Consider the following 25,110-nt stretch of genomic DNA (forward strand, 5'->3'; position numbering starts at 1 on the left):
CGTCACACTAGAGCCAGGTATCCCGGCCGCCTGGAGGCTGACAGACAACAGGACAATGGAGTGACAGCGCAAAACCTGATCGATACGCCCCCCCGGTTACAGTACCTCTCTCAGGACATCGTCGGCATTAAGCTTGAGCCTATCGTCGCCCTCGCCTCTTTGCGTCAGGTTGGCGTCGAGGTCCTTAGCGTCCTGGCCGATACGCGGCACAGTGAGGATTTTTTTTGCCATCGGTCCGCTGGCTGGTCGCTAACGCTGCTTGAGGCGCAGCTTGCTGCGTTAAAAAATACGCCGCACGGTCATAACCTTTTTATTAATCTGCCGATAACCGTCCTGACAGAGCCTGCGTCCTTCCAGCGGCTCATCAGACTCCCCTGCGTGCCGCTCAATATTGAGCTTGTCGACCTTGCGGCTTTTTTGGCGCTGTCCGTCGCGCAGAAGCAGCGCGTGGTTCAGAATCTGCAGCAGCTGAGCAGACAGGGGCACGCTATCTGGCTGGATGACATTGATGATGTCTTAGTGCAGTCGTTTTTATCCTGTCGACTTCCGTTAAGCGGCATCAAAATAGATAAGGAAGCATTCTGGCGTTTACGCGACACCCCTGCGCTGAGGCAACTGGTTTCCCTTTGCTTTCAGCTTGCCGGGAAAGTGCTTATCGAAGGTATTGAGACTGAACGCGATCGTACCTGGGCACTGCAGGCAGGCGCAGACTTCGGCCAGGGATATTACTGGCCGTCCTGGACATGGCCGGAGGATTAAAACGCCATTTCCAGGAGGGAGACCATGCGAATGACAGTGCGCCGTTACCGGCGGCGGCGTACAGGAAGTGATGCACTGGGATTTACGCGCTCACCTTTTGCTCCCCCCTTTTTCGACCGGCTCGAATTTTTGAGCCAGTCCATCAGCCAGCCCCGCAAAACAGACGCCCCGTTTATTCTCCTGGTGACGGAGGATCATTTCCTGCGCACCGGTTTTCTCAACGGGCAGTTTCCCCTGAGCAGCTGCTGCGATTACGCCACGCTGGACGACGCCCTTGTCGCACAGACCCAATGGCCCTCCGCCCGTCTGGTCGTGGATATTGAAAGCCGGTCAACGGGGCTTCTGGAGAAACTGGATCAGTTGAGAAGGCATAGCCTGTTTCCTCCGTTCCTGACGCCCTGGCTGTTAGTCCGGGCCGATAATTACGACACCCGCCTTTTCTGCAAAGCGGCAGGTCCCTTTCATGTGCTCGAGCGCCAGCTGAACGCCGCGGCACTCCAGCACAGCCTGCTGGATGCCCGCCCGCCACAGGGCTCCGACAAAGACTGGTTCAACCGCAATGAATGGCCGATCCTGCAGGAACTTTCCCGGGGCAAGACGTTACGTCAGATTGCCCTTATGCAGAATCGTCCCTATAGCCGCATTATCTATCGTCTTAGCTGCATCCTGGTGAAGCTGGGGCTGAGTCATCGACAGGAATTGTTGCATCTTCTTAATAACCTCTCAGACTGCACGTTTTCACTCACGTCCTAACCCCTTATTTCCTAAAGCGCTTTAAGAATTTACTTACCATTCGTGTTTCAAAAATGTTAATTTTTAACAATAAAGTCGAAATTATAACTATTCCTAATTTATGGGCGAGAACCTTGTGAAATGCCACAAATTGAACGAACGGCAGCACTTTCCTCCATCCGTTAAGTGAATGCAGACAGCGTTAACAAGATGATAATGATGTAAAAACAAGCAGCTTAGCGACTGCGCCCTGGAGGGAAAAGCGAAGCAGATAGCATGTTCTCCTGTGCAGGAGTTGCGGAGCTGAAGGTCAACCTTCACGCTTTCAGATGAAGGTCTGACGGCCTGCGAGGGCAATTGTTCACCTCATCAGACCGGGCGAGTCCCCCAAAATGATGCGTATTTTTGTTAACAATTGATCAACATACAGAGATATCTGTTATTTTTTGTTATTACATAAAGATGAAAATATGCGGTAAATGGGATAACAGGATATTTCCGCTAAATTTAAAAAAATAGCGATTCAGATCCAGAAGATAATACAAACCAATATCCTGTGATTAATTTACAGGGTTTTCGGAAAAAACTTACCCTGTATAATAAGAAGCGTACCAAATCTGAATAAGAAAAACCTTTTTGCCAACACCAGCCAAATGAGATGACCGCGCTGAGGCATAGTTCTTTTCATTACGTAAACAAGGATGCTTTCGCTCTTTCCAGGGAAATACTACGGTATAGGGATCTGCACATTATATCCTTCCGGCATTTCGAGAGTTTTACCAAACTCTGCATAACGCTTTTAACAATCTGAGGCATTAAAAATGAAACCGGCATCCGTTATCATTATGGACGAACATCCTATCGTCAGAATGTCGATAGAAGTCCTGCTACAGAAAAATAAGAATATCACAGTCAAGCTCAAGTCTGGCGATAGCCATGAAGTCCTTGACTGTATCCGTAATCACCCTATCGATCTGGTGATCCTTGACATTGAACTCACGGGCACGGATGCTTTCGCTTTACTTAAGAGAATCAGAAACTTAAACAAAGACATTAAGATTCTGTTCCTCTCATCTAAATCAGAGTTATTTTACGCGGGTCGCGCCATTCGCGCCGGGGCAAATGGCTTCGTCAGTAAACGTAAAGATTTGGGTGAGATCTACAACGCCGTAGAAATGATCCTGATGGGCTATTCCTTTTTCCCATCGGAAACGCTGAACTTTATAAACCATTTGGGTTCAGGCAAAGGGATGGCAGTCGATATGCCATTATCAAATCGCGAGGTCACGGTATTACGCTATCTGGCGAATGGATTATCCAATAAGGAAATTGCTGAACAGCTACTATTAAGCAACAAAACCATTAGCGCGCATAAATCCAATATTTATTCCAAGCTGGGCGTGCAAAGCATCGTGGAATTAATTGATTACGCCAAAGCGCACGAGCTGCTTTAACCTGAATTCACTCCCTGCAGCTTATCTGAGCTGCAGGGAGTGCGGTCAGTGCTAATTATAGTTAATCATAAAGGTGGCATCCGCATCGGCTCGTCCGGGCTGAGGGTTATCTGCAGTGGCAATATAATTGGCATAAAACGACAATGTTGCATTCCCCTGCGCATCAACCGAGACCGGCTGGCTGGCCTGCTGGAGAGCCAGACGCGTTTTATCCGCATCCCTGATCTCTACCGCGACACGGCTCGCTGTACTGGCGTCGTTCAGCGCCAGCAAACCGTTATTGCTCCCGTCGGCTTTACCCGAAAACGTAATCGACGCCGCGCCCGGCGGACAGCCGGTCAGCTTCAGCGTAAACGGCATGGGCTGCGTGCGGCTCCCGGTGGTGCTGAGCTGTTTCGTGGGCCAGGTGCCCAGCGTGACGGTCTTGTCGCTGTCGCTGCCTTCCGCAACGCAGGTAAAATCGACAATATTGCCGTAGAGCCGAATGTTAATTTCACCCAACGCGGTGTCCGCCTGAGCCTGTGTGCAAAGCGCAAAGAGCGCCACGGTGAGAAAACGGATCCCGTTTCGCATATCGGCTCCTTAGTCGTAATCCACGCGCAAATACCCGCGCGAGGTGAAACGCCCTTCCGCTGGCTTGTTGCCCGTCACGCTCACTGGCCAGACGCGGATCCCCACCTTTGCCTGCGCGCTGTCGTCGAGGCGGAACGGAATTTTGCTTGTCAGGTTGTTAGGCGTTAGCGGCGCACCGCTCTCGTTGGCAATGATGAACCCGACGTCCGGGTTATCCGACACCAGCACATTATCAGAGACTTTCTCCGCCTCTACGCGCATCGTCAGCATGGCGTTCGCCTCGACGTTGGTGCATTTGATCGCAATGGTTTTGCTTTGCGATGAGACGCCCTCCGGTTTGTTACCTACGCCCGCCTTGCTGAACAAGGAGGCACCAATGTCGCCGAAATCAAACTCCACCACGTTTCCGGCGTTGATAGCGCAGCTTTGCGGCACCTGAATGGTACCGCTGTAGCTGATGGTATAGACCGGCGTGGTGAGCGGATCCGAGGAGGTGGTGGTGACGTAAACGCGGAACATGGTGGCGCGCGGGATCACGACCATATTAATAAAACGTCGGGTTACCTTAAGGCGGAAGACAAGGCTGGAGTCCTGAACGCCAAACGGTCTGTTTTTGGAGACGTTAGGATGGCTCCCCATCTGGATATAGTTTTTTGGCGGATAAAACACGCCAGCATAGCTGTCCGTGATTTTCATGGCCCCGTCCAGATAGTCGTTCAGCTTCAGATACTGATAGCCATCGCTCGTTCCCGTAACCTGATAATCGGTCACATAGCTACGCTTGGTGGTATTCCCGACCGTGCCCTTCGGGCAGACGGCATTGACCCCTACCCACTGCGACTTCTCGCTGAGCGTCACGACCTGTCCAATCTGGTTATTCGAGCTATTGAATTTGTCCGTCAGGTCGTAATGCACTTCCGTCGGCACGCCTTTTTCATTGACGCACACGGTGGCGAATGCGTTTGCCGCAGGCAGTAGCGCCAGAAGCGACAAGCCTAAGATGTGGGTTTTATTCACAGCGAATCCCCTTCATTGTGATTGCCTGTTGCAGGCTCTTTTCAGGCAAGCTGTAAGGCGCGCGACACTGGGACTGCGCCCCGTCGCCCCACTGGATCAGCAGCTCGCCCTCCAGCGGCAGCCCGCTCAGGTAAATTTGCCCGTCGTCCCCCACCATGCTGGTGACACCGCTCCGGGTCTCACGGACCACCGCACCGAACGGCACGGGCTGGTTGCCGCGCGTTACCGTCAGCAGGGCGCGCACGCCAATGCGAGTATCAAAGCTGGCGCGCACCAGCGCGCCTTTGGTCGGCACCACGCTGCTCACGTTGTTTTCGATGTCGGTGTTGTTGCTCATGGTGTTGGTATCCAGCGCCACGCGGTTATAGCGGTAGACGGTGGCATACGGCATCACCGCATAGCCTCGCCAGTCGGTTCTCACGCCGGTCTGGTTTTCCACGCTGACGCCGGATGCCCCCGGCGCTTTGATCAGCACGTTGGTGTCACCCAGCGGCTGGCTGAAGGTCACGCCGTCGGCATGACCGACGACCCCGCCGGAGAGCTGCCAGTTGAGATCGTGCTGATCGTCGCTGTAGTTGTAGCCCACGCCCAATGTGCCGTAGGTCGCCTGCCAGTTGGCGCTGGCGCTTCCGCTTGACCCGTTGGTGCTGGTGTGTCCCTGAGTCACGCTGTAGTTCAGGTTGCGGTCCTCCAGCAGCGTGCCGCTGACGCCGGTTTGCCAGCTTGTGTCGCCATCGCTGTTCCGGCTGGCGGATGCCGTGGCGTAGGCACGGTCAATCGCGCTGTCCCGGCGATAGCCCTGACGGGTAAAGATACTGAACGGCACGGAGAGGTTAAACGACGCGATCCGGTCGGTGCCGTCGATCCCGACGGATTTGTTCCACGACCACGAAACGGAGTAGTTGATCCCCTTCATGCCCCCCGCATACCCCAGCTGGTACCAGAGGTTCGACTCGTCGGTACCCCAGTAGGTCTGCTCGCTGCCGGAGATATAGACCGAGCCGTAATCCCCCAGCGACTGAGAAACGTTAAGCTGGAAGCGACCTTTTTTATTCCACGTCAGGTTGTGATAGCTCTGCACGTCCGGCACATCGTTATCGTCCTGGCTGTCGGCATACTGATAGCCTTCCATTGAGCGCCATGCCACATCGTCCAGGGTGTAAAACCCTTTTGTGGAGTAACGGTAGCCCAGCAGCTGGAAGTTGGTGCCAAAGCCGTTAAGGGATTTCGCATAGAGGAAGCGCAGGGATTGTCCTTCATGCTTGCTGTCGTCCGCGAGCTGGCTGCGGGCGTGGGTGATATCGAGCGAAACCGCGCCCCAGTCGCCCAGGTTTTTTCCGGCCCCGACGGCAACCGCGGTATAGCGTGACGCCAGCTGCGTCCCGCCGTAGAGCGTAAAGCCGTTGGCAAGCCCGGTAATCAGGGTGCCCTGGGTGAAGAACGGCGTATCCTGATCGCTGTTACCGCTGCGGTAATCCCCCGCGACGAGGTCATACTTCCAGCGCCCTTCACGCTGCAGAAGCGGCACGGTGGAGTACGGCACGGTATAGCGCTGCTGGGTACCGTCTTTCTCTTCTACCGTCACTTCCAGGTCACCGCTTGAGGAGGTGGGGTTGAGATCGGTAATCGCAAATGCGCCCGGCTGCACATAGCTTTGATAGATCACGTAGCCATTCTGACGCACCACCACTTTGGCGGGCGTCCGGGCGATCCCGCGCACGGTGGGCGCGTAGCCCTGCAGGCTGTCCGGGTACATGCTGTCAGACGAGAAGAGCCGTCCGCCGCGGAACCCCATGCTGTCGAAGACGTCATTACCGGTATTGCTGTCGCCCAGGACCAGTTCGCTTTTCAGCGGGATCACGGTGCGCTGCGCCCAGGTGCCAATATTCTGCCACTCGCTGTGCCGCTGCCCGTTGGTCTGCGTGTATCGCCATGCGCCGTTGTTACGTAAACGCCAGGCGCCATAGTTCAGCCCGCTCTGCAGGTTGAGGTAATAGCTGTCGTCTTCGCTGCCCCGGTTGCCCGTAAAGCTGTAGTTCAGCAGCGCGGCGGGAATGCCTTCATCCCACTGTTCCGGCGGAATGTAGCCCCGGGCGCTGTTCTGCAATGCAACCTGCGGCAGGCTGACGTTCAGGCGCTGTGAGGCAAAGTTGAATACCGTTTCGCTACCGGGAATGGCCGTGGTCAACGGGACGCACGCCTCACCCTGAACCTTAGCCAGCTCGGGAAACGCCGCAACGTTGACGCCAAAGCGGTCGAGCATCGCCCGCGTAATACACGGCGATAAGCCGCCCGCCACCGGCGGCGTGTTCTCCGCCTGCTCAAAACGCACGTCCTGAGTCCCGATAAATTCATCGTTACGCCAGATATCCACGCGATAAACGCCGGGTGCCTGCTGGTGTCCTTGTTCAAAACGCGACAAATCCGCCACGCTGGCGGTGTCGTCGGACAGGAAGGCCGGGTTGAAATAGCTTTCGCTCCAGCCAGCCTGCGGCCAGAGCGCAGCCATCAGCGCCAGCGCAACCGGGCAGTAACGTCCCTGATGGTTTTTCATCGCCCTGACTCTGCTCACAGGTTGACGCTACGCGCCGGCGTGATGGCACCGTAGTCATTCACGCTCTGCCAGGAGAGCGTGCCGCCGGCACCGGCTGGCAGCACCTGCTGTGCCGCGCTTTTCGGCGCCACCATCAGGTTATCCAGCGTCTTCCCGCCCAGCTTCAGATTGACGAGGGTGATGTAATACGGAGACGCGTTGCTGACTTTGAGATGGTTACCCGCGCGCTCAAACCGCAGCTGGGAAAGCGCCTCTTCCGGCTGCATCGCCAGGTTGTTCGGGCGCACAAACAGCTTGATGCGCGAGAGGATAGCCAGCTGCAGCACGTTATTGTTTTCCGTTTTGGCTTTGTTCACTGACGGGATCGCTTTCACGTTCATGTAAAACAGCGATTCACGGTCGGCAGGCAGCGCAGGCCCGGCGTAAATAATGCGCAGCGTGTTTTCACTGTCCGGCTCGCTAACAAACAGGGGCGGCGTGACGGCAAATGTTTTTTCTTTTTGCCCGTTCGCATTTTCGATCCACGCGTTAATTAAATAGCGCTCCTGTTTATTGCTGTTGGTGATCGCCAGCGACGTTTGCTTCGCGTCCGCCGGGTAAATAACGCGGGTGGCTCCCAGCGCAATACCGCCGGATGCATTCGCGCAGGCAGAAACCATCATTAAAATAAACGATAAAAAAAGTCCTGGTTTAATTAGGGTATTCATCACAACCGTACCTTTAATAATGTGTTCGCAGGTGTTATGGATAAATCAACGTAAACCAGACATCCGACTGAATTTTGCCTGGCTCGAGGTGTTCGGAAATAGCCCGATAGCGGGCGCTAAAATGGAACGCCAGCTCGCGGGTATCGATCGGCAGCCAGCTGACGGCCGTGGCGTTTGGGATAATCTGACGCTGCTGCTCGTCAAAGAGCGCCAGCCCAACGCCGCTGCTGACAGGCGTTTCACCTGGTCGCGATGTCGCCAGAAAGACCTGAGGATCTTCTGCGGGTGTGGCCCCCTGAAACTGGATCCCCACGGTGCGCGAAACATCAACGCTGCAGTCCAGCAGCCGTACGGTGAAAGGCACATTCACCGTGGAAAAACTGCCCACGCCGGAAAATGAATTGGTTCGGTACTGCCCCATATCGATGCGCATATTCTGGCTGTCGGGCGCCACGGCGCAGCCGCCGTTCACCAGTTCACCTCTGAGATGAACCTTGCCACCTTCGATCACCACGGTATGCGCCGATGCCGGGCAAGCCATCGCAAGGGTTAACAGCAGTAGTGTTCCTGTCCTTGTCATCCTTTGTTCCTGGCAATAGCGTATGACGGGCCTCGTCCCTGAGGCCTGAACATCCCTGTGCGGAGGAATTATTCGTATTTCATAACGAAGGTGGCGTCAGCGTTCGCCTGGCCTGGCTCGGTAGTCGCAGCCGTGGATTTATAACGCGCGGTGAACTTCAGGGTGTTCGTCCCTTCGATCAGCGTCTGCGCAGCAGAGAAGGTCGCACCGTCTGGCGTCAGAACGCTGGATTTGCTGTCGAGGATCTCGATACCCACGCCTTTCGCGGTGTTGTCGTTGCTGCCGGAGGTGACGGCCAGCAGGGTTTTGTCGGTTGGGTCGATCTGACCGGTGAACGCAACAGCGGCAGTTTTGGCCACCAGCGGATCGCAATCGTTCAGTTCAATGTTGAACGGAATATTAGAGGTGGTGTCGCCCACTTTGGTGAATTTCGCGGTACGATACTGACCCAGATTAACGGTCTGCTCGGAAGAATCAGTATTTACTGAACAAGCCGCATTAACCAGCTCACCTTTAAAATGTACGGTACCGCCATTTACGGAAACCGGCGCAGCAGGATCCGCTGCATTTGCGGCACCCGCAACCAGGGCCAAAGTTGCAATAACAGTAGAAGCAATGTTGCTGAGTTTCATGTCTATTCCTTTAAAATGTAAATAACCCTTCCCGCGAAAAATCGGGAATAAGAAATACGTTCAATTGAGTAATTGAAAGCTTATTTCGGAGGAGACAAAGTAGCTCAGGAGGTGATTTTTAAATATGTCAAAACGCTGCCATTTTACCAGGTCACATCCTAATCCCGCCTAAGAAATTGACCATCCCTTAAGAAGGGTTTTTGCGTCTTGCGGATAAAAACGCGCAAAGGGTGACTGACAGCGGGGCTCGCTTCTGACAAAATACACGCATCCCCCCTTTCGAACGTTACAGACGGAATCTTCTCTCTGATGGCAGCAAAGATTATTGACGGTAAAACGATTGCGCAGCAGGTGCGCTCTGAGGTCGCGGAAAAAGTGAAGGCGCGTAAAGCGGCCGGAAAACGCGCCCCCGGGCTGGCCGTTGTGCTGGTTGGCAGTAACCCGGCATCGCAGATTTATGTCGGCAGCAAGCGCAAAGCGTGTGAAGAGGTGGGGTTCGTCTCCCGCTCTTACGATTTGCCGGAAACCACCAGCGAAGCAGAACTGCTGGAACTTATTGACACTCTGAATGCCGATAAAGAGATCGACGGTATTCTGGTTCAGCTGCCGCTGCCCGCCGGTATCGACAACGTGAAGGTGCTGGAGCGTATCGCACCGGATAAAGACGTGGACGGCTTCCATCCTTACAACGTTGGCCGTCTGTGCCAGCGCGCGCCGCGCCTGCGTCCGTGCACGCCGCGCGGTATCGTGACGCTGCTGGAGCGTTATAACATCGATACTTACGGCCTGAACGCCGTGGTCATCGGCGCGTCCAACATCGTGGGCCGCCCGATGAGCATGGAGCTGCTGCTGGCAGGCTGCACCACCACCGTTACCCACCGCTTCACCAAAAACCTGCGCCACCACGTTGAGAACGCCGATCTGCTGATCGTCGCGGTCGGTAAGCCGGGCTTTATTCCGGGCGAGTGGATTAAAGAGGGCGCAATTGTCGTGGACGTCGGGATTAACCGTCTGGAAAACGGCAAAGTGGTCGGCGACGTGGTGTATGAAGATGCCGCCGCGCGTGCCTCTTACATTACCCCAGTACCGGGCGGCGTAGGCCCGATGACCGTCGCAACGCTGATTCAGAATACCCTGCAGGCATGCGAAGAATATCACGACGTAGAGGACGCGTAAGATGGCCACATTTTCATTAGGCAAACACCCGCACGTTGAGCTGTGCGATCTGCTCAAGCTGGAAGGCTGGAGCGAAAGCGGCGCGCAGGCGAAAATTGCCATTGCCGACGGGCTTGTCAAAGTGGACGGTGCGGTGGAAACCCGCAAGCGCTGCAAGATTGTCGCGGGCCAGACCGTGAGCTTTGAAGGCCAGAGCGTGACCGTGACGGCGTAAGCCGTTTGATGCCCGGTGGCGCTGCGCTTACCGGGCCTACGTACTGTCTCCGTTTGTAGGCCGGGTAAGGCGAAGCCGCCACCCGGCAATTTCTATCTCTATCCCCTCACATCCATCACGGTTATTTATCGATCCACTTCAAATAATCAGTATTTCGTCTGTTGAAAAGTGAAAATTCAGTTGCGCGTTTTTCACGCTTTGCCCACGATAAGTAGAACGTTCTACTAAAACGTTCTACTTACAATAACAGCGCCAAAAAAAGCGCTACTCGGGGGAAATCAGCATGAGTCTGATATCAGGGTTTGTTAAATCGCTGTCTAAGTTATCGATGATTGGTCGCGCCTTAATGCTGCCAATTTCACTGCTTCCCGCTGCGGGCCTGCTGCTGGCCTTCGGCGATAAGTTCCATCTGCCACTGATGATGAACGCGGGCGGGGTTATCTTTGATAACCTGCCGATGCTGTTTGCCATTGGCTCTGCCGTGGGCCTGGCGTCAGAATCCGGCATTGCGGCGCTGTCCGCGGCGGTGTCGGTGTTTGTCACCAATATCACCATCAGCACCGTGCTGAGCATCACGCCGGAAATGGCCTCTCAGGGCGGGAAATACGCCATGGTGGTGGGCATTCCGACGCTGCAGATGGGCGTCTTCGGCGGCCTGATCTGCGGTATTCTCGCGGCCTGGTGCTATAACCGCTTCCACACCATGCAGCTTCCGGAGTTCCTTGGCTTCTTCTCCGGCAAGCGCTTCGTGGCGATTGCAACGGCGTTCCTCTCGTTCCTGATGGGGCTGCTGCTGCCGTACGTGTGGCAGCATATCCAGGCCGGTATCGACGCCCTCTCCGTGGTCGTTAACGGCGACAACCAGGCGGCCTCGACCTTTATCTTCGGTCTGGTGGAGCGCGCGCTGATCCCGCTCGGTCTGCACCATATCTGGTATCCGTCGTTCTGGTATTCGTTTGGGGATTACACCACCCAGGCAGGCCAGGTGATCCACGGCGACCAGACCATCTGGTTCAAGATGCTGGAAGAAGGCGTGAAATCCTTCAGCAGCGATACCTATCAGAACGCCGGTAAGTTCATGCAGGGTGAATTCCCGCTGATGCTGTTCGCGCTGCCTGCGGCGTGCCTGGCGATGTATCACGAAGCCCATACGAAGAATAAGAAAATCGCGGCCGGTATTCTGTTCTCCGCGGCGCTGACCTGCTTCCTGACGGGGATCACCGAACCGGTTGAGTTTACCTTTATCTTCGTGGCGCCGATTCTGTACGTCTTTAACGCCATCATGGCGGGTCTGGCCTACATGACCATGTACCTGCTGCATGCGCATATCGCCAAGTCGTTCTCTGCAGGCTTTATCGACTATCTGTCATTCGGGATCCTGCCGTCGTTTAACGGCTACCAGACCCACTTCCTGAGCGCCATTATCATCGGCATTCCAATGGGCCTGATTTATTACTTCACGTTCCGCTTTGTGATCCGTCGTTTCGACGTGAAAACGCCGGGCCGCACCGAAGTAACCGCCAACGCGGATGAAAAATCGGATTCTGAACTCGCGACCGAGATCATCACCCTGCTGGGCGGCGCGCATAACATTGACTCCGTCGGCGCCTGTATCACCCGCCTGCGTCTGGAAGTGGCAAAAAGCGACGCGGTAGATAAAGACGGTCTTAACGGACTCGGCGCGCGCGGCGTGGTGTTTGTCGGCGACAACGGCATTCAGGTGATTTTCGGTGCCAGAGCACAGTTTATCGCCCAGACCATGTCCACCATGATCGGCAAATAATAAGATGCCTGAACGACACGTCTCCTGTACGCTGGGAGGCGTGTTTTATCTGGCTGATAATCGGTAAATTTCAGGGAGCGGTTTTGAAGAAAGTCAGCATTATTGATGTTGCAAAGCACGCGGGCGTGTCGGTTTCCACCGTCTCGCTGGTGCTGCGCCAGAAAGGGAAAATCTCAGAGGCAACGATCGAGAAGGTCAACGCTGCCATCAATACCCTGGGCTATGTTCATAACGTTGCCGCTGCCAACCTTCGCGCCAATACCTCTAATCTGATTGGCCTGATCCTCCGCGACTTTAGCGACAGCTTCTCCATCAAGGTGATGGCGAGCATTGTTCAGGATCTTGAAAAACAGGGGTATATGGTTTTTCTCGGTCAGCCCCAGAACGACCATGACCAGCTTGAGCGCTGCCTGCTGTCGTTTAAGCAGCAGGGCGTCGCCGGGGTGATCTATCTGGCCTCGGATACCCGCACCGCCACCCTGCCGGAAAAGATTCGCCACTGCCCGCTGCCGCTGGTGGTGGTCTCGCAGTCACTGCTGGATGAAAAATGCAATCTGGTGATGCGCGATAACCGGCAGGCGGCCAGTCTGGCGGTGCGTTATCTTATCGAGCGCGGTCATCGTAATATCGCCTACATAGGCGGACGGGAAGGCTGCCTTATCCGCGAGCAGCGCCTGCTCGGCTTTCGCAGCGCGATGGCGCAAAACGGGCTGGTCTGGCGCGATGAATACTCGCCGGCCTGCAGCGATGACACGCTGGCAGCGGGTTTTGCCACCCGCCAGCTGCTGGAAAAAAACAATACCATCACCGCCCTGCTCTGCCACTCGCCGGATGCCATGATCGGCTCCATCTCCGGTATTCATCAGGTTGGGCGTACGGTGGGTAAAGATGTGTTTCTGACGCAGCAGGTCGCCCTGGTTGGTTTCGAAGATATGCTCCACGTTAACCTCACCTCACCCTCGTTTACCTACGTCTCGTCCGCCAGCGAAGAGACGGGGCGTCAGGCGGCCGGGCTGATTATTCGCACGCTGAAGGAGCCGACGCTGCAAACCCAGCGTATTACGCTCTCCGGGCAGCTTATCGCACGCGAGTCGGCGTAAAATCAGAATTTAGCACAGGTCTTTTAGCGCGAGATGACTGCTATATTTCCATGATTTGCCATGGATAATCACAATGCCTACCGTCATTACGCACGCTGCTGTTCCGCTTTGCCTGGGCTTAGGCCTGGGGACAAAAGTTATCCCACCCCGCCTGCTGTTTGCCGGTATTGTCCTCGCCATGCTGCCGGACGCCGACGTGCTGGCGTTTAAGTTCGGCGTCGCGTACGGCAACGTTTTCGGCCATCGCGGCTTTACCCACTCCCTGCTTTTTGCCTTCGTGGTGCCGATACTTTGCGTACTGACTGGACGACGATGGTTCCGGGCCAGCCTGACGCGGTGCTGGCTGTTTTTAACCGTGTCACTGCTGTCGCACAGCCTGCTGGATTCGATTACCACAGGCGGGAAAGGCGTCGGCTGGCTGTGGCCGTGGTCGGATGAACGCTTCTTTGCGCCGTGGCAGGTGATTAAGGTCGCGCCGTTTGCGCTCTCACGCTATACCACGCCGTACGGGCATCAGGTGATTATTTCAGAACTGCTGTGGGTGTGGCTGCCGGGGGTGGTGCTGATGGGAATGTTGTGGTGGAAAAGAAGGTAAAAAAAAGCCGGGTGGCGGCTGCGCCTTACCCGGCCAACTTTTGCCCGTAGGCCCGGTAAGCGTAAGCGTCACCGGGCGTTACAGACTTACTTACGGCGCCAGGTCGTTCCCTGCGGGCCGTCTTCCAGAATGATGCCCATCTCGGTCAGACGGTTACGCGCCGCATCGGCCGCCGCCCAGTCCTTCGCCTGACGCGCTTCCAGACGCGCCTTGATCAACGCTTCAATCTCCGCCACTTCACCGTCGTCCGCCTGCGCACCGCTCTGCAGGAACGCGTCCGGCTCCTGCTCCAGCAGGCCGAGCACGGCAGAGAGCTTACGCAGATGTGACGCCAGCGCATTCGCGGCCGCCATATCCTCGGACTTCAGGCGGTTCACTTCGCGCGCCATGTCGAACAGCACGGAGTAGGCTTCCGGGGTGTTGAAGTCGTCGTTCATCACCTCAACGAAGCGCGCTTCGAACGCTTCGCCGCCTGCCGCCGGAACAGACTTGTCGGTTCCGCGCAGCGCGGTGTACAGACGCTCCAGCGCCGAGCGCGCCTGCTTCAGGTTCTCTTCGCTGTAGTTCAGCTGGCTGCGATAGTGGCCAGACATCAGGAAGTAGCGCACGGTTTCCGCGTCGTAATACTTCAGCACGTCGCGCACGGTAAAGAAGTTACCCAGCGATTTCGACATCTTCTCGCGGTCAACCATTACCATCCCGGAGTGCATCCAGTAGTTCACGTACTCGCCGCCGTGGGCGCAGGTGGACTGCGCGATTTCGTTTTCGTGGTGAGGGAACATCAGGTCTGAACCGCCGCCGTGAATGTCGAAGTGCTTGCCCAGCTGCTTGCAGTTCATCGCGGAACATTCAATGTGCCAGCCCGGACGGCCGTCGCCCCACGGGGATGGCCAGCTTGGTTCACCCTCTTTGGACATCTTCCACAGCACGAAGTCCATCGGGTTACGCTTCACGTCAACCACGTCAACGCGGGCACCGGCCTGGAGCTGGTCCAGATCCTGACGGGAAAGCGCACCGTAGGTTGGGTCCGTCGGCACGGAGAACATCACGTCGCCGTTGTCGGCAACATACGCGTGACCGCGGGCGATCAGCTTTTCGGTGATCTCGATGATTTCGTGAATATGGTGGGTCGCGCGCGGCTCGCTGTCCGGACGCAGAATATTCAGGGCGTCGAAGTCTTTGTGCATCTCAGCGATCATGCGATCCACCAGCGCGACAAAGCTTTCGCCGTTTTCATTCGCGCGCTTGATGATCTTATCGTCGATGTCGGTGATGTTGCGCACGTATTTCAGCTTGTACCCCAGAAAACGCAGGTAGCGTGACACCACGTCGAAGGCGACAAAGGTACGGCCATGGCCAATGTGACAGAGATCGTAAACCGTAATACCACACACGTACATGCCGACTTCCCCGGCATGGATAGGTTTAAATTCCTCTTTTTGGCGCGTCATTGTATTAAAGATTTTTAACATCGAAGATTCCATGTAAACACGTGTGTGGTTGAAAACCGGCTATTCTACCCGTAATTCAAACCCGAAGCAGCACACAATGCAAGGTGATCGCATCCTGTGGTTATGCTATAACAAGCCCCTATAGATGACCCGAAGGCGGGTCGACGTACCACAATAACGGAACAGGATGCAAAAATGGTTACTTTCCACACTAATCATGGCGATATCGTAATCAAAACCTTTGATGACAAAGCGCCTGAAACAGTTAAAAACTTCCTGGACTACTGCCGCGAAGGTTTCTACAACAACACCATTTTCCACCGCGTGATCAACGGTTTCATGATCCAGGGCGGCGGTTTCGAACCTGGCATGAACCAGAAAGCCACTAAAGAGCCGATCAAGAACGAAGCGAACAACGGCCTGAAAAACACCCGCGGCACGCTGGCGATGGCACGTACTCAGGCGCCTCACTCTGCTACTGCACAGTTCTTCATTAACGTGGCGGACAACGACTTCCTGAACTTCTCCGGCGAAAGCCTGCAGGGTTGGGGCTACTGCGTATTCGCAGAAGTGGTTGAAGGTATGGACGTGGTTGACAAGATCAAAGCCGTCTCTACTGGCCGCAGCGGTATGCACCAGGACGTTCCAAAAGAAGACGTTGTGATTACCAGCGTGACCGTCAGCGAGTAATTGGTGGCGACACTCTTTATTGCGGATCTTCATCTGCAAACAGAAGAACCGGCGATAACCGCCGGTTTTCTGCGTTTTTTACGCGGTGAAGCGAAAAGCGCCGATGCGCTGTACATCCTGGGCGACCTCTTTGAAGCCTGGATTGGCGACGACGATCCTAACCCGCTGCACCGTGAAATGGCCGCCGCCATTCACGCGCTGGTGGATTCGGGCGTCCCCTGCTACTTCATTCACGGCAACCGTGATTTCCTGATCGGCAAGCGCTACGCCCGTGAAAGCGGCATGACGCTGCTGCCGGAAGAACAGGTGCTCGACCTCTACGGCCGCAAGGTGCTGATCGTGCACGGCGACACGCTCTGCACCGACGATACCGGCTACCTGGCGTTTCGCGCCAAAGTCCACACCCCGTGGATCCAAAAGGTGTTCCTTGCCCTGCCGCTCTTTATCCGCAACCGCATCGCCGCCAGAATGCGCGCAGGCAGTAAAGCCGCCAACAGCAGCAAATCCATGACCATCATGGACGTCAATCCGCAGGCGGTCGTGCGGGTGATGGAAAAGCATGACGTTCAGTGGCTGATCCACGGTCATACCCATCGTCCTGACGTGCATTCCCTCATCGCCAACGGCCAGCCCGCACACCGCGTGGTATTGGGTGCCTGGCACACCGAAGGTTCTATGGTCAAAGTCACGCCTGAGGGCGTGGAGCTGATCGCGTTTCCGTTTTAACCTCCTCCACATCATTCTATTTTTTTGAACAATATCGGCAAATTGTTTCGATTTTAATCCGCCCGTGGTCGGCCTATTATTTATCACATCAGGGCAACACGCCCTATCCCAGACAAAACACTTAAGGAATACGACCATGAAATCCATCAAAACTTTCGTTGCAGTTGCGGCTCTCTCCCTGGTTTCTTTCGGTTCTTTCGCGCAGAGCGTGAGCGCAACCGCCTCTACCCTTGACCGCGCAGAAGCGAAAATCGCTGCACAGGCTGCTGAACAGGGTGCGTCTTATAAAATCACCAGCGCGAAGGTCGATAATCGCGTGTATATGACCGCTGAACTGACGAAATAATGATTGCCCCTCGACGAAAACAGACCGCCAGAATGCGGTCTGTTTTGTTATGAATTGATGGCAACAACGGCTCAAGATTTAACCGCGCAACCGTTTTCCTTGCCCGTATAACATGCTATTCTCTGTGCCCTCGAAAGCAGTGTGTTTCGCACCACAGGAGTTTTAAGACGCATGTCTTCCCGCAATAATCCGGCGCGTGTCGCCATCGTGATGGGGTCCAAAAGCGACTGGGCTACCATGCAGTTCGCCGCCGAAATCTTTGACATCCTGAATGTTCCGCACCACGTTGAAGTGGTCTCTGCACACCGTACGCCGGACAAACTGTTCAGCTTCGCCGAAAGCGCCGAAGAGAACGGTTATGAGGTGATCATCGCCGGTGCGGGCGGCGCAGCACATCTGCCGGGCATGATTGCCGCCAAAACCCTGGTGCCGGTTCTGGGCGTACCGGTTCAGAGCGCCGCGTTAAGCGGTGTGGACAGCCTCTACTCCATCGTTCAGATGCCGCGCGGTATTCCTGTCGGCACGCTGGCGATTGGCAAAGCGGGTGCCGCAAACGCCGCCCTGCTGGCCGCGCAGATCCTGGCGACGCACGATAAAGACTTACATGATCGTCTGGCGGCGTGGCGTAAAGCCCAGACCGACGAAGTGCTGGACAACCCGGACCCGCGGGGTGCGGCATGAAGCAGGTTTGCATCCTTGGTAACGGCCAGTTAGGCCGCATGCTGCGTCAGGCCGGTGAGCCGCTGGGCATTGCCGTCTGGCCCGTCGGGCTGGACGCCGAGCCGGAAGCCGTCCCATTCCACCAGAGCGTGATCACCGCCGAGATTGAACGCTGGCCGGAGACCGCTCTGACCCGCGAGCTGGCGCGTCATAACGCCTTCGTTAACCGCGACGTGTTTCCGATCGTTGCCGACCGCCTGACGCAAAAGCAGCTGTTCGACAAGCTCGGCCTCGCGACCGCGCCGTGGCAGCTCCTGTCCGATAAAAGCGAGTGGAACGACGTCTTCGCCATGCTGGGCGAACTGGCGATCGTGAAGCGCCGCGTGGGTGGCTACGACGGCCGCGGCCAGTGGCGCCTGCGCGCAGGCGACACCGCCGAGCTGCCGGATGACTGCTACGGCGAGTGCATCGTTGAGCAGGGCATTAACTTCAGCGGTGAAGTCTCGCTGGTTGGCGCGCGCGGGCATGACGGCCGCACGGTGTTTTATCCGCTGACGCATAACCTGCATCAGGACGGCATTCTGCGCACCAGCGTCGCCTTCCCGCACGCCAATGCCGACCAGCAGGCGCAGGCGGAAGAGATGCTCTCTGCCATCATGCACGAACTCGGTTATGTCGGCGTCATGGCGATGGAGTGCTTTATCACCCCGTCCGGTCTGCTGATCAATGAACTTGCGCCGCGCGTGCACAACAGCGGCCACTGGACGCAAAACGGCGCCTCCATCAGCCAGTTCGAGCTGCACCTGCGCGCCATTACCGACCTGCCGCTGCCGCAGCCGGTGGTGAACAGCCCGTCGGTGATGATCAACCTGATCGGCACCGATCTGAACTACGACTGGCTGAAGCTGCCGCTGGTACATCTGCACTGGTATGACAAAGAGGTCCGCGAGGGTCGTAAAGTCGGCCACCTGAACCTGAACGACAGCGACACGGGCCGTCTGAGCGCCACGCTGGAAGCCATGATCCCGCTCCTGCCGCCGGAATACGCGAGCGGTATTGTCTGGGCACAATCTAAGCTTAAATAGTTCTCCCTCCGCCGGGGAGTTGACCTCCTCTTTCCCCGGCGTACAATTCCCGCCCATTGCTGCTTAGCTTTCTTCTGGAATAACCATGAACGATGGAACGGACTATCGCGCGATCCTCGCGTCCGATACCCCTTTAATCGACGTTCGCGCGCCGATCGAATTTGCCCAGGGCGCGATGCCAGCGGCAGTCAACCTGCCTTTAATGAACGATGACGAGCGCGCCGCCGTCGGCACCTGTTATAAACGTCAGGGACCGGACGCCGCGCTGGCGCTCGGCCATCGCCTGGTAAGCGGCGACACGCGTGACGCCCGCATCAACGCCTGGCGCGAAGCCAGCCTTGCCCATCCTGAGGGCTTTCTCTGCTGCGCGCGCGGCGGCCAGCGCTCGCATATCTCGCAGGCCTGGCTGAAAGAGGCGGGTGTCGACTACCCGCTGATCCGCGGCGGCTATAAGGCCCTGCGCCAGACGGCGATTCAGGTGACCATTGAGCAGTCACAAAAGCCGATGGTGCTTATCGGCGGCTGTACCGGGAACGGTAAAACCCTGCTGGTGAAGCAGCACGCGCAGGGTATCGATCTGGAAGGGCTGGCGCACCATCGCGGCTCGTCATTTGGCCGCACGCTCACGCCGCAGCTTTCTCAGGCCAGCTTTGAAAATCACCTTGCGGTTGAGCTATTGAAAAAAGACGCCGCGCGCTGGGTGCTGGAAGATGAGGGCCGGATGATTGGCTCCAACCACCTGCCGGCCTGCCTGCGCGACCGCATGGTTGAAGCCCCTATCGTGGTGGTCGAGGATCCGTTTGAGATCCGTCTTGAACGCCTGCGCGAAGAGTATTTCGACCATATGTGGACGGATTTTTCTGCCGCCTACGGCGAGGAAGCGGGCTGGAAAGAATACAGCGAGTACCTGCATCACGGCCTGTTCGCCATACGCCGCCGTCTTGGGCTGCAGCGCTTTGCGGAATTTACCGCGCTGTTAGACTCCGCGCTGCTGGAACAGCAACGCTCTGGCCGCACTGACGCGCACTTCAGCTGGCTTGTACCGCTCCTGAACGACTATTACGACCCGATGTACGGCTATCAGCTGGAGAAAAAGGCGGAAAAGATTGTGTATCGCGGGACGTACGAAGAAATTGCTGAGTGGCTTGATCGCTGAAAAAAGCCGGGTGGCGGCTACGCCTTACCCGGCCTACGCGTACTGTTGTAGCCCCGGTAAGCACAGCGCCACCGGGGAACAGACGGCTTAGAAGTCGTAACGCAGACGCACCAGGTTCATGTCGCCCAGGTTGTCGGTGCTGGAGGTGAACACGTGTTCGTAATCCACGCGGAAACCGTAATCCAGCTGGAAGCTGATCCCCACGCCGTTGTCGATGCGCTGGTAGTTACGGCCGTTCACGTACTCAATGCGGTCACCCATGAAGTAAGGCTGGATGGATTTCACCGCGTACTGACCGACTGGGAACTTGTACCCTGCGAAGTATTCAATACCCCACGCGTCGCCTGCAAAGTAGTCGTTAACAGACACTTTTTTGGTGGTCAGGAAGTTCTGATACCAGCCGCCGCCTGCGGAGAAGGTCCAGTTGTCCGGGGTCCAGCTCAGCGCGGTACCGAGGATATTCTGGTCGTAGGTTTTGCTGTCGCCGTTGTCCGGGTTACGCATGTCGGCGCGGGTGTAGTTCCACGCGGCGCCCCAGGTCAGGTCGGTAGTCAGGTGGTAATCCAGACCCAGCGAGCCGCCGCCTTTGCGCTTGTAGCGCAGGCCGTTGCCCGGCAGGTATTCGCTGTCTTCAAACAGGTAGGATGCGTAAATGTCAGCATCGCCCACGGTTTTCTTATATTTCAGCATCTGGCGTGAACGGTAAGAGCCGTCGTAATCGCCGTTGATCCCGTTACCCGGTGCCTGAGCGATCATGTCGTAGTCCCAGATATCGGTTTTCGCGCCCACCACATCATAGTAAACGCTGTTCTGTTGACCGAAGGTCAGCGTACCCCAGGTGTCGCTCTTCAGACCGGTATAGAGCATACGACGCGTGGTGTCGTGTGCGCCTTCGGCGTAGTGGTGATCCCAGTTAAACTGCGCAGGAATATTCACACCCAGCTCGTAGTAGCTGATCCAGCTGATGTCATCAAACAGGTAGTAATCTGCTGCGAAACGGAAGCGGGTGCCGCCGTCAAAGCCGTTACGCTTGTAGCTGTTTTTCCCGTCGTCGCCGGTCATGTTCTGGAACTGAGGACGAATGCTGCCGCCAACGGTGAAGTTCAGGCGGCTCAGGGGGTTACCCGCCTGAGGATCCTGCTTAAGAACGGTGATTTCCGCCTGAGAAGCGAAGGTCGTTAATGCCACTGCCGCGCCAATCGTTGCCGCCAGCGCTGATTTTTTTATAGTCATTATTTTTCCTTAATAGACACGCTGCTAAATATTTAGCGGGTGAATATTAACTGGAAATAATCGGGCTGTGTGGACGGGTTTTTAATGTTTTGTGCTACTAAATGAGTGGGTATTATCACTTTGTGCTATTTAAACACTACGCACCGGCATAAAAATCCGGTGCGTAATTATCACTACACTAAATCAACTCGCAAACTGACGGAACAGGGCTTTGCCCTTTAGCAGCCGCGTGCCGAGCCAGCCTCCGCAGAGAGAAAGCAGCGCAGCGCCGCACAGAGGCAGAGTCAACCAAAGACGCCAGTCAGGCTCCCACGGGAAGTCGAACACCTTTGTCTGCAGCACCGCCAGCGCCGTCTCTGCGCCAATGGCGGCCACCAGACCGGCCACCAGCCCCAGCAGCGCAAACTCGCTCCAGAGCGTCATTCGCAGCAGCCGCTTACCGGCCCCCAGCGTGCGGTAAACCACCAGTTCCTGATGGCGCTGGCGCATGCCCACCTGCACCTGGGCCAGCAGCAACAGCACGCCGCAGATCGTCACCAGCACCACCATGACCTCCAGCGCGCGGCTCACCTGCTCCAGCACCTGCCCCACCTGTTTGAGGATCGCGCCGATATCCAGCAGGCTGACCGTCGGAAACTCCCGGTTGAGCTGGGTCAGCATGCCGTTGCCGTTTTCCCAGCGGAAGCTGGTCAGCCAGCTCTGTGGCTGCCCGTCCAGCGCCCCCGGCGGGAAGATAAAGAAGAAGTTGGGCCGCAGGCTTTCCCAGTCCACTTTACGCAGGCTGGTGACTTTCGCGGTGAAATCCTGGGTATCGCCGGTGAAGGTCACGCTGTCTCCCAGCTTCACGTTCAGGCGCGTCGCCAGCCCCTCCTCCATCGACACCTCCCCCGCTTTTGGCGGCCAGGTGCCGGCGGTTATTGGGTTGTGATCAGGGCGTTTATCCTGCCATGTCAGATTCAGCTCGCGGTTCAGCGACTCGTCCTTGTTCCCCTCCGTTGGCTGGCCGTTGATCTGCGTCAGACGCGCGCGAACGATGGGAAAGAACGACTCGGGGATGATGTGATGCTCCGACAGGAAGCCCTTCAGCGGCGTAACCTGCTCAGGGGCGATATTGATCAGGAAATAGTTCGGGCTTTCCGGCGGAAGCTGCTGCTGCCAGCGGTCGAGCAGATCGCCGCGCAGCACCAGCAGCAGCGCCAGCAGCATAAACGACAGCGAGAACGCCGACAGCTGGCTGAGCGTAGACCAGGGCTGGTGCAGCAGACGGTTGACCGCCAGGCGCACGGGCAGGGATTTTACCGTCACCCTTTTCAGGAGGTTGAGCAGTATCCAGCCCAGCACGCCGCACAGCAGCGCCAGCACAACCGCCCCGGCCAGCACCGCCCACAGCAGCGTGCTGCCGCCCATCAGCCACGCCAGCAGCCCCACCGCCACCGCAATAATCACAGGAAGGTAGAACTTCAGCGGCCAGACGTTCGCCACCACATCGTTGCGAAGCACGCGCAGCGGCTGCGTGGCGAGCAGCAGGCGGTAGGGCCGAAGCCCCACCAGCACCGAGATCACCGTCATCGCGCCCATCGCCCACAGCCACGGCCAGAGGCTGGCCGGCGGCAAGGCGGCCGGAAGCACCGGTTTCAGCATCACCATCAGCAGTTTTTCAAACAGCATCCCGATTATTCCGCCGGTCAGCGCCGACAGGACCAGCAGCATCAGCCACTGGCCGACAATTAGCTTGCGCAGCTGCGCCCGGCCCGCCCCGAGGGTTTTGAGGATCGCCACCAGGTCGTAGCGGCTGCGGCAGTAGTGCCCCATCGCGACGGCCACCGCCGCCACCGCCAGCAGCAGGGTCAACAGGGCCGACAGCAGCAGGAACTGCTGAGAGCGCTCCAGAGATTTACCGAGCGCCCCCTCGTCCTGCTCCAGCCCGTACCAGCGGTGTTCCGGTTTGAGCTGCGGCAGAAGCCATTTTTCATACGCGGCAAGCTGGGCGGGCGTGCCGCCAAACTTATAGCGCCAGGTGACGCGGCTGCCCGGCTGTACCGCATGGGTGGCCGCGACATCCGCGGTGTTCATCAGCAGGCGCGGCGCAAGCTGGAACGGGTTAAATCCGCCGTCGGGCTCCTGCACCACTTCCCCGGCGATTTTCAGCGTGGCGTCGCCGACGTCGATACTGTCGCCGGGTTTGAGGTTCAGCAGCGCCATCAGACGCGATGCCAGCAGCACCGTACCGGGCGTCGGCTTTAACCCCGGCGGACTGGTCTGTAAGTCACCGTACATCGGGTAGATATCATCGACGGCCTTGACGCTCGCCAGCTGCGGCATGTCGCCCGCGAAGGTCATGGTCTGGAAGGTGAGCTGCTCTCCCACCTTCAGCCCTTCTTTGCGCGCTGCTTCAATCCAGCCCGGCGGCACGGGGCGGGAGCTTTCCAGCGCCCTGTCCCCCGCCATAAACTCCCGGCTCTGCTGGCTGAGCCCTTTTTCCATGCGGTCGCTGACGCTGCCGAGCGCCAGCACGCAGGCCACCGCCAGGCTGAGCGCCAGCCAGACAATCAGCAGCGAGGGCGAGCGCCACTCGCGCCAGAACCAGCGGGTAATCATGCTTCCTCCTGCAGAACACCGTTCACCAGCCGCAGGCGACGGTCGCAGCGCGCCGCGAGCTGCGGATCGTGGGTGACGAGGATCAACGTGGTGCCGTGCTCGCGGTTGAGCGAAAACAGCAGGTCGGCAATCCTGTCGCCGGTTTTACGGTCAAGGTTGCCGGTAGGCTCATCGGCAAACAGCACCTCAGGGCGGCCGTTAAACGCGCGGGCCAGCGCCACGCGCTGCTGCTCACCGCCGGAAAGCTGGGCGGGAAGATGGTCGAGACGTTTCCCCAGACCGAGCTGTTCCAGCAGCGCCTTCGCATGCGCGCGGCTTTCACGGCTGTTTTCACCGCGCAACAGCGCCGGGAGCTCGACGTTTTCCAGGGCGTTCAGGGTTGGGATCAGCATAAAGGACTGAAAGACAAAACCAACGTGACGCGCGCGCAGCGCGGCCCGCGCCTCTTCATCAAGCTGATGCAGCGGCTGCCCGACAAGGTGGACCTCGCCGCTGCTGCCGTCGTCCAGACCGGCTAAAATCGCCAGCAGCGTGGACTTACCGGAACCGGATTCGCCAATCAGCGCGATGGTTTCAGCGCGTTTGACAACGAGTTCAACTCCAGTAAGGATGGAAAGCTCGTGTTCCCCCTGACCGACGGACTTCTTAAGATGATGAACTTCAACACTGTTTTCCGCTGGCATTTGCCCTTCCTGTTTTTGATTCTGATGACCTTCCGCGCGGCGGCAGCGGACACGTTACTGGTTCTCGGCGACAGCCTGAGCGCAGGCTATCGCATGGCGGCTGGCGCGGCCTGGCCCGCTCTGCTCAATGACAAATGGCAGAGCAAAACGCCTGTAATCAACGCCAGCATCAGCGGCGATACCTCACAGCAAGGTTTATCGCGCCTGCCTGCGCTGCTCAAACAGCATCAGCCGCGCTGGGTGCTGGTTGAGCTGGGCGGTAATGATGGCCTGCGCGGTTTCCAGCCACAGCAAACGGAGGATACGCTGCGCACCATTTTGCAGGAGATCAAGGCGGCAAACGCCCAGCCGCTGCTGATGCAAATTCGCCTGCCCGCCAACTACGGTCGTCGGTATAATGAGGCCTTTAGCGCGATCTACCCCAAGCTTGCCAAAGAGTTTGATATTCCGCTGCTGCCATTTTTCATGGAAGAGGTCTATCTCAAACCCCAGTGGATGCAAGACGACGGGATCCACCCCAATCGCGATGCGCAGCCGTTTATTGCCGACTGGATGGCAACGCGGCTGGCTCCTTTAGTTAAACATGACTCCTGATTAAGCGGAGAT

25 protein-coding genes are annotated in these 25,110 nt (G+C 57.2%); 15 read left to right on the plus strand and 10 right to left on the minus strand.

What is annotated here, in order from left to right; translation table 11 throughout:
• Positions 1 to 60 precede the first annotated feature (60 nt).
• The 3 genes from ACOTXT_RS06040 (at position 61) to fimZ (ending at position 2,945) form a co-directional block, all read left to right on the plus strand.
• Positions 61 to 759 (plus strand): EAL domain-containing protein, encoded by a 699-nt coding sequence (locus tag ACOTXT_RS06040; protein ID WP_025912649.1) that lies wholly within the window; start codon positions 61 to 63, stop codon positions 757 to 759.
• Between the two features lie 24 nt (positions 760 to 783).
• Entirely contained in the window at positions 784 to 1,512 is a 729-nt protein-coding gene (locus tag ACOTXT_RS06045) for a helix-turn-helix transcriptional regulator (protein ID WP_008499340.1), read from the plus strand.
• 800 nt (positions 1,513 to 2,312) lie between these two features.
• Complete coding sequence (gene fimZ, locus ACOTXT_RS06050) at positions 2,313 to 2,945, plus strand: fimbria biosynthesis transcriptional regulator FimZ (protein WP_023293114.1); 633 nt, start codon at positions 2,313 to 2,315, stop codon at positions 2,943 to 2,945.
• A gap of 51 nt (positions 2,946 to 2,996) precedes the next feature.
• On the opposite strand, the gene sfmF is transcribed toward fimZ, so the two are convergent.
• The 6 genes from sfmF to fimA form a co-directional block, all read right to left on the minus strand.
• Positions 2,997 to 3,518 carry a fimbria assembly protein gene (sfmF, locus tag ACOTXT_RS06055; RefSeq protein ID WP_008499338.1) on the minus strand — a complete coding sequence of 174 codons (522 nt, stop codon included), beginning with the start codon at positions 3,516 to 3,518 and terminating at the stop codon, positions 2,997 to 2,999.
• 9 nt (positions 3,519 to 3,527) lie between these two features.
• Positions 3,528 to 4,535: a type 1 fimbria D-mannose specific adhesin FimH gene (gene fimH / locus ACOTXT_RS06060; protein WP_021241603.1), complete on the minus strand. Its 1,008-nt coding sequence runs from the start codon at positions 4,533 to 4,535 to the stop codon at positions 3,528 to 3,530.
• Positions 4,528 to 7,089 carry a fimbrial biogenesis usher protein gene (locus ACOTXT_RS06065; RefSeq protein ID WP_045335420.1) on the minus strand — a complete coding sequence of 854 codons (2,562 nt, stop codon included), beginning with the start codon at positions 7,087 to 7,089 and terminating at the stop codon, positions 4,528 to 4,530. Before ACOTXT_RS06065 ends, fimH begins: the two co-directional genes overlap by 8 nt.
• A 14-nt stretch (positions 7,090 to 7,103) precedes the next feature.
• Complete coding sequence (gene fimC / locus ACOTXT_RS06070; RefSeq protein ID WP_023326827.1) at positions 7,104 to 7,796, minus strand: type 1 fimbria chaperone FimC; 693 nt, start codon at positions 7,794 to 7,796, stop codon at positions 7,104 to 7,106.
• A gap of 34 nt (positions 7,797 to 7,830) precedes the next feature.
• Complete coding sequence (gene fimI / locus ACOTXT_RS06075) at positions 7,831 to 8,376, minus strand: type 1 fimbrial protein subunit FimI (protein WP_008499334.1); 546 nt, start codon at positions 8,374 to 8,376, stop codon at positions 7,831 to 7,833.
• Positions 8,377 to 8,444: 68 nt separating this feature from the next.
• Entirely contained in the window at positions 8,445 to 9,008 is a 564-nt protein-coding gene (gene fimA / locus ACOTXT_RS06080; RefSeq protein ID WP_008499333.1) for a type 1 fimbrial major subunit FimA, read from the minus strand.
• Positions 9,009 to 9,317: 309 nt separating this feature from the next.
• On the opposite strand from fimA, the gene folD reads away from it, so the two are divergent.
• The 5 genes from folD (at position 9,318) to ACOTXT_RS06105 (ending at position 13,876) form a co-directional block, all read left to right on the plus strand.
• Positions 9,318 to 10,184, plus strand: coding sequence for a bifunctional methylenetetrahydrofolate dehydrogenase/methenyltetrahydrofolate cyclohydrolase FolD (gene folD / locus ACOTXT_RS06085; protein WP_008499332.1), 867 nt, complete (start codon positions 9,318 to 9,320; stop codon positions 10,182 to 10,184).
• A 1-nt stretch (position 10,185) separates the two neighbouring features.
• Positions 10,186 to 10,398 (plus strand): ribosome-associated protein YbcJ, encoded by a 213-nt coding sequence (gene ybcJ / locus ACOTXT_RS06090; protein ID WP_004143016.1) that lies wholly within the window; start codon positions 10,186 to 10,188, stop codon positions 10,396 to 10,398.
• Between the two features lie 283 nt (positions 10,399 to 10,681).
• Complete coding sequence (locus ACOTXT_RS06095; RefSeq protein ID WP_008499331.1) at positions 10,682 to 12,181, plus strand: PTS transporter subunit EIIC; 1,500 nt, start codon at positions 10,682 to 10,684, stop codon at positions 12,179 to 12,181.
• 83 nt (positions 12,182 to 12,264) lie between these two features.
• Positions 12,265 to 13,281, plus strand: coding sequence for a Mal regulon transcriptional regulator MalI (gene malI, locus ACOTXT_RS06100; RefSeq protein WP_021241606.1), 1,017 nt, complete (start codon positions 12,265 to 12,267; stop codon positions 13,279 to 13,281).
• 73 nt (positions 13,282 to 13,354) lie between these two features.
• Positions 13,355 to 13,876 carry a metal-dependent hydrolase gene (locus tag ACOTXT_RS06105; protein WP_023326825.1) on the plus strand — a complete coding sequence of 174 codons (522 nt, stop codon included), beginning with the start codon at positions 13,355 to 13,357 and terminating at the stop codon, positions 13,874 to 13,876.
• Positions 13,877 to 13,962: 86 nt separating this feature from the next.
• On the opposite strand, the gene cysS is transcribed toward ACOTXT_RS06105, so the two are convergent.
• The gene (cysS, locus tag ACOTXT_RS06110) at positions 13,963 to 15,348 is read right to left on the minus strand and encodes a cysteine--tRNA ligase (RefSeq protein ID WP_032674291.1); all 1,386 of its coding nucleotides are present in this window, start codon (positions 15,346 to 15,348) and stop codon (positions 13,963 to 13,965) included.
• 174 nt (positions 15,349 to 15,522) lie between these two features.
• Here cysS and ppiB point away from each other — a divergent pair, with 174 nt between their 5' ends.
• From ppiB to mnmH, 6 genes are all read left to right on the plus strand, one after another.
• Positions 15,523 to 16,017: a peptidylprolyl isomerase B gene (gene ppiB / locus ACOTXT_RS06115; RefSeq protein WP_008499327.1), complete on the plus strand. Its 495-nt coding sequence runs from the start codon at positions 15,523 to 15,525 to the stop codon at positions 16,015 to 16,017.
• A 3-nt stretch (positions 16,018 to 16,020) separates the two neighbouring features.
• On the plus strand, positions 16,021 to 16,743 hold the full coding sequence (lpxH, locus tag ACOTXT_RS06120; RefSeq protein ID WP_059359808.1) for a UDP-2,3-diacylglucosamine diphosphatase: 723 nt from the start codon (positions 16,021 to 16,023) through the stop codon (positions 16,741 to 16,743).
• Positions 16,744 to 16,879: 136 nt separating this feature from the next.
• Positions 16,880 to 17,089, plus strand: coding sequence for a YdgH/BhsA/McbA-like domain containing protein (locus ACOTXT_RS06125; protein ID WP_008499325.1), 210 nt, complete (start codon positions 16,880 to 16,882; stop codon positions 17,087 to 17,089).
• 171 nt (positions 17,090 to 17,260) lie between these two features.
• Entirely contained in the window at positions 17,261 to 17,770 is a 510-nt protein-coding gene (gene purE / locus ACOTXT_RS06130; protein ID WP_055321789.1) for a 5-(carboxyamino)imidazole ribonucleotide mutase, read from the plus strand.
• The gene (gene purK / locus ACOTXT_RS06135) at positions 17,767 to 18,834 is read left to right on the plus strand and encodes a 5-(carboxyamino)imidazole ribonucleotide synthase (RefSeq protein ID WP_055321790.1); all 1,068 of its coding nucleotides are present in this window, start codon (positions 17,767 to 17,769) and stop codon (positions 18,832 to 18,834) included. The genes purE and purK overlap by 4 nt, the downstream gene beginning before the upstream one ends.
• Positions 18,835 to 18,919: 85 nt before the next feature.
• Positions 18,920 to 19,990: a tRNA 2-selenouridine(34) synthase MnmH gene (mnmH, locus tag ACOTXT_RS06140; protein WP_055321791.1), complete on the plus strand. Its 1,071-nt coding sequence runs from the start codon at positions 18,920 to 18,922 to the stop codon at positions 19,988 to 19,990.
• A gap of 87 nt (positions 19,991 to 20,077) precedes the next feature.
• Here mnmH and ACOTXT_RS06145 read toward each other — a convergent pair whose 3' ends face one another.
• The 3 genes from ACOTXT_RS06145 to ybbA all read right to left on the minus strand — a co-directional run bounded on the left by ACOTXT_RS06145 (position 20,078) and on the right by ybbA (position 24,504).
• Positions 20,078 to 21,223: a porin gene (locus ACOTXT_RS06145; RefSeq protein ID WP_008499321.1), complete on the minus strand. Its 1,146-nt coding sequence runs from the start codon at positions 21,221 to 21,223 to the stop codon at positions 20,078 to 20,080.
• A gap of 183 nt (positions 21,224 to 21,406) precedes the next feature.
• Positions 21,407 to 23,821, minus strand: a complete 2,415-nt coding sequence (ybbP, locus tag ACOTXT_RS06150; protein WP_055321792.1) for a putative ABC transporter permease subunit YbbP — start codon at positions 23,819 to 23,821, stop codon at positions 21,407 to 21,409.
• Positions 23,818 to 24,504 carry a putative ABC transporter ATP-binding protein YbbA gene (ybbA, locus tag ACOTXT_RS06155; protein ID WP_008499319.1) on the minus strand — a complete coding sequence of 229 codons (687 nt, stop codon included), beginning with the start codon at positions 24,502 to 24,504 and terminating at the stop codon, positions 23,818 to 23,820. The genes ybbP and ybbA overlap by 4 nt, the downstream gene beginning before the upstream one ends.
• Between ybbA and tesA the strand changes: the two genes are divergently transcribed.
• The gene (tesA, locus tag ACOTXT_RS06160) at positions 24,472 to 25,098 is read left to right on the plus strand and encodes a multifunctional acyl-CoA thioesterase I/protease I/lysophospholipase L1 (protein ID WP_122008371.1); all 627 of its coding nucleotides are present in this window, start codon (positions 24,472 to 24,474) and stop codon (positions 25,096 to 25,098) included. The genes ybbA and tesA overlap by 33 nt on opposite strands.
• Positions 25,099 to 25,110 lie beyond the last annotated feature (12 nt).

Source organism: Enterobacter cloacae complex sp. IR5422 (assembly GCF_049238165.1).
Taxonomy (GTDB): domain Bacteria; phylum Pseudomonadota; class Gammaproteobacteria; order Enterobacterales; family Enterobacteriaceae; genus Enterobacter; species Enterobacter roggenkampii.

Coding starts and splice junctions, on each gene's coding strand:
- ACOTXT_RS06045 (WP_008499340.1), top strand. CDS start 784: ATGCGAATGACAGTGCGCCGTTACCGGCGGCGGCGTACAGGAAGTGAT.
- fimZ (WP_023293114.1), top strand. CDS start 2,313: ATGAAACCGGCATCCGTTATCATTATGGACGAACATCCTATCGTCAGA.
- sfmF (WP_008499338.1), bottom strand. CDS start 3,518: ATGCGAAACGGGATCCGTTTTCTCACCGTGGCGCTCTTTGCGCTTTGC.
- ACOTXT_RS06065 (WP_045335420.1), bottom strand. CDS start 7,089: ATGAAAAACCATCAGGGACGTTACTGCCCGGTTGCGCTGGCGCTGATG.
- fimC (WP_023326827.1), bottom strand. CDS start 7,796: ATGAATACCCTAATTAAACCAGGACTTTTTTTATCGTTTATTTTAATG.
- fimI (WP_008499334.1), bottom strand. CDS start 8,376: ATGACAAGGACAGGAACACTACTGCTGTTAACCCTTGCGATGGCTTGC.
- fimA (WP_008499333.1), bottom strand. CDS start 9,008: ATGAAACTCAGCAACATTGCTTCTACTGTTATTGCAACTTTGGCCCTG.
- folD (WP_008499332.1), top strand. CDS start 9,318: ATGGCAGCAAAGATTATTGACGGTAAAACGATTGCGCAGCAGGTGCGC.
- ybcJ (WP_004143016.1), top strand. CDS start 10,186: ATGGCCACATTTTCATTAGGCAAACACCCGCACGTTGAGCTGTGCGAT.
- ACOTXT_RS06095 (WP_008499331.1), top strand. CDS start 10,682: ATGAGTCTGATATCAGGGTTTGTTAAATCGCTGTCTAAGTTATCGATG.
- ACOTXT_RS06105 (WP_023326825.1), top strand. CDS start 13,355: ATGCCTACCGTCATTACGCACGCTGCTGTTCCGCTTTGCCTGGGCTTA.
- cysS (WP_032674291.1), bottom strand. CDS start 15,348: ATGTTAAAAATCTTTAATACAATGACGCGCCAAAAAGAGGAATTTAAA.
- ppiB (WP_008499327.1), top strand. CDS start 15,523: ATGGTTACTTTCCACACTAATCATGGCGATATCGTAATCAAAACCTTT.
- ACOTXT_RS06125 (WP_008499325.1), top strand. CDS start 16,880: ATGAAATCCATCAAAACTTTCGTTGCAGTTGCGGCTCTCTCCCTGGTT.
- purE (WP_055321789.1), top strand. CDS start 17,261: ATGTCTTCCCGCAATAATCCGGCGCGTGTCGCCATCGTGATGGGGTCC.
- purK (WP_055321790.1), top strand. CDS start 17,767: ATGAAGCAGGTTTGCATCCTTGGTAACGGCCAGTTAGGCCGCATGCTG.
- mnmH (WP_055321791.1), top strand. CDS start 18,920: ATGAACGATGGAACGGACTATCGCGCGATCCTCGCGTCCGATACCCCT.
- ACOTXT_RS06145 (WP_008499321.1), bottom strand. CDS start 21,223: ATGACTATAAAAAAATCAGCGCTGGCGGCAACGATTGGCGCGGCAGTG.
- ybbP (WP_055321792.1), bottom strand. CDS start 23,821: ATGATTACCCGCTGGTTCTGGCGCGAGTGGCGCTCGCCCTCGCTGCTG.
- tesA (WP_122008371.1), top strand. CDS start 24,472: ATGATGAACTTCAACACTGTTTTCCGCTGGCATTTGCCCTTCCTGTTT.
- ybbA (WP_008499319.1), bottom strand. CDS start 24,504: ATGCCAGCGGAAAACAGTGTTGAAGTTCATCATCTTAAGAAGTCCGTC.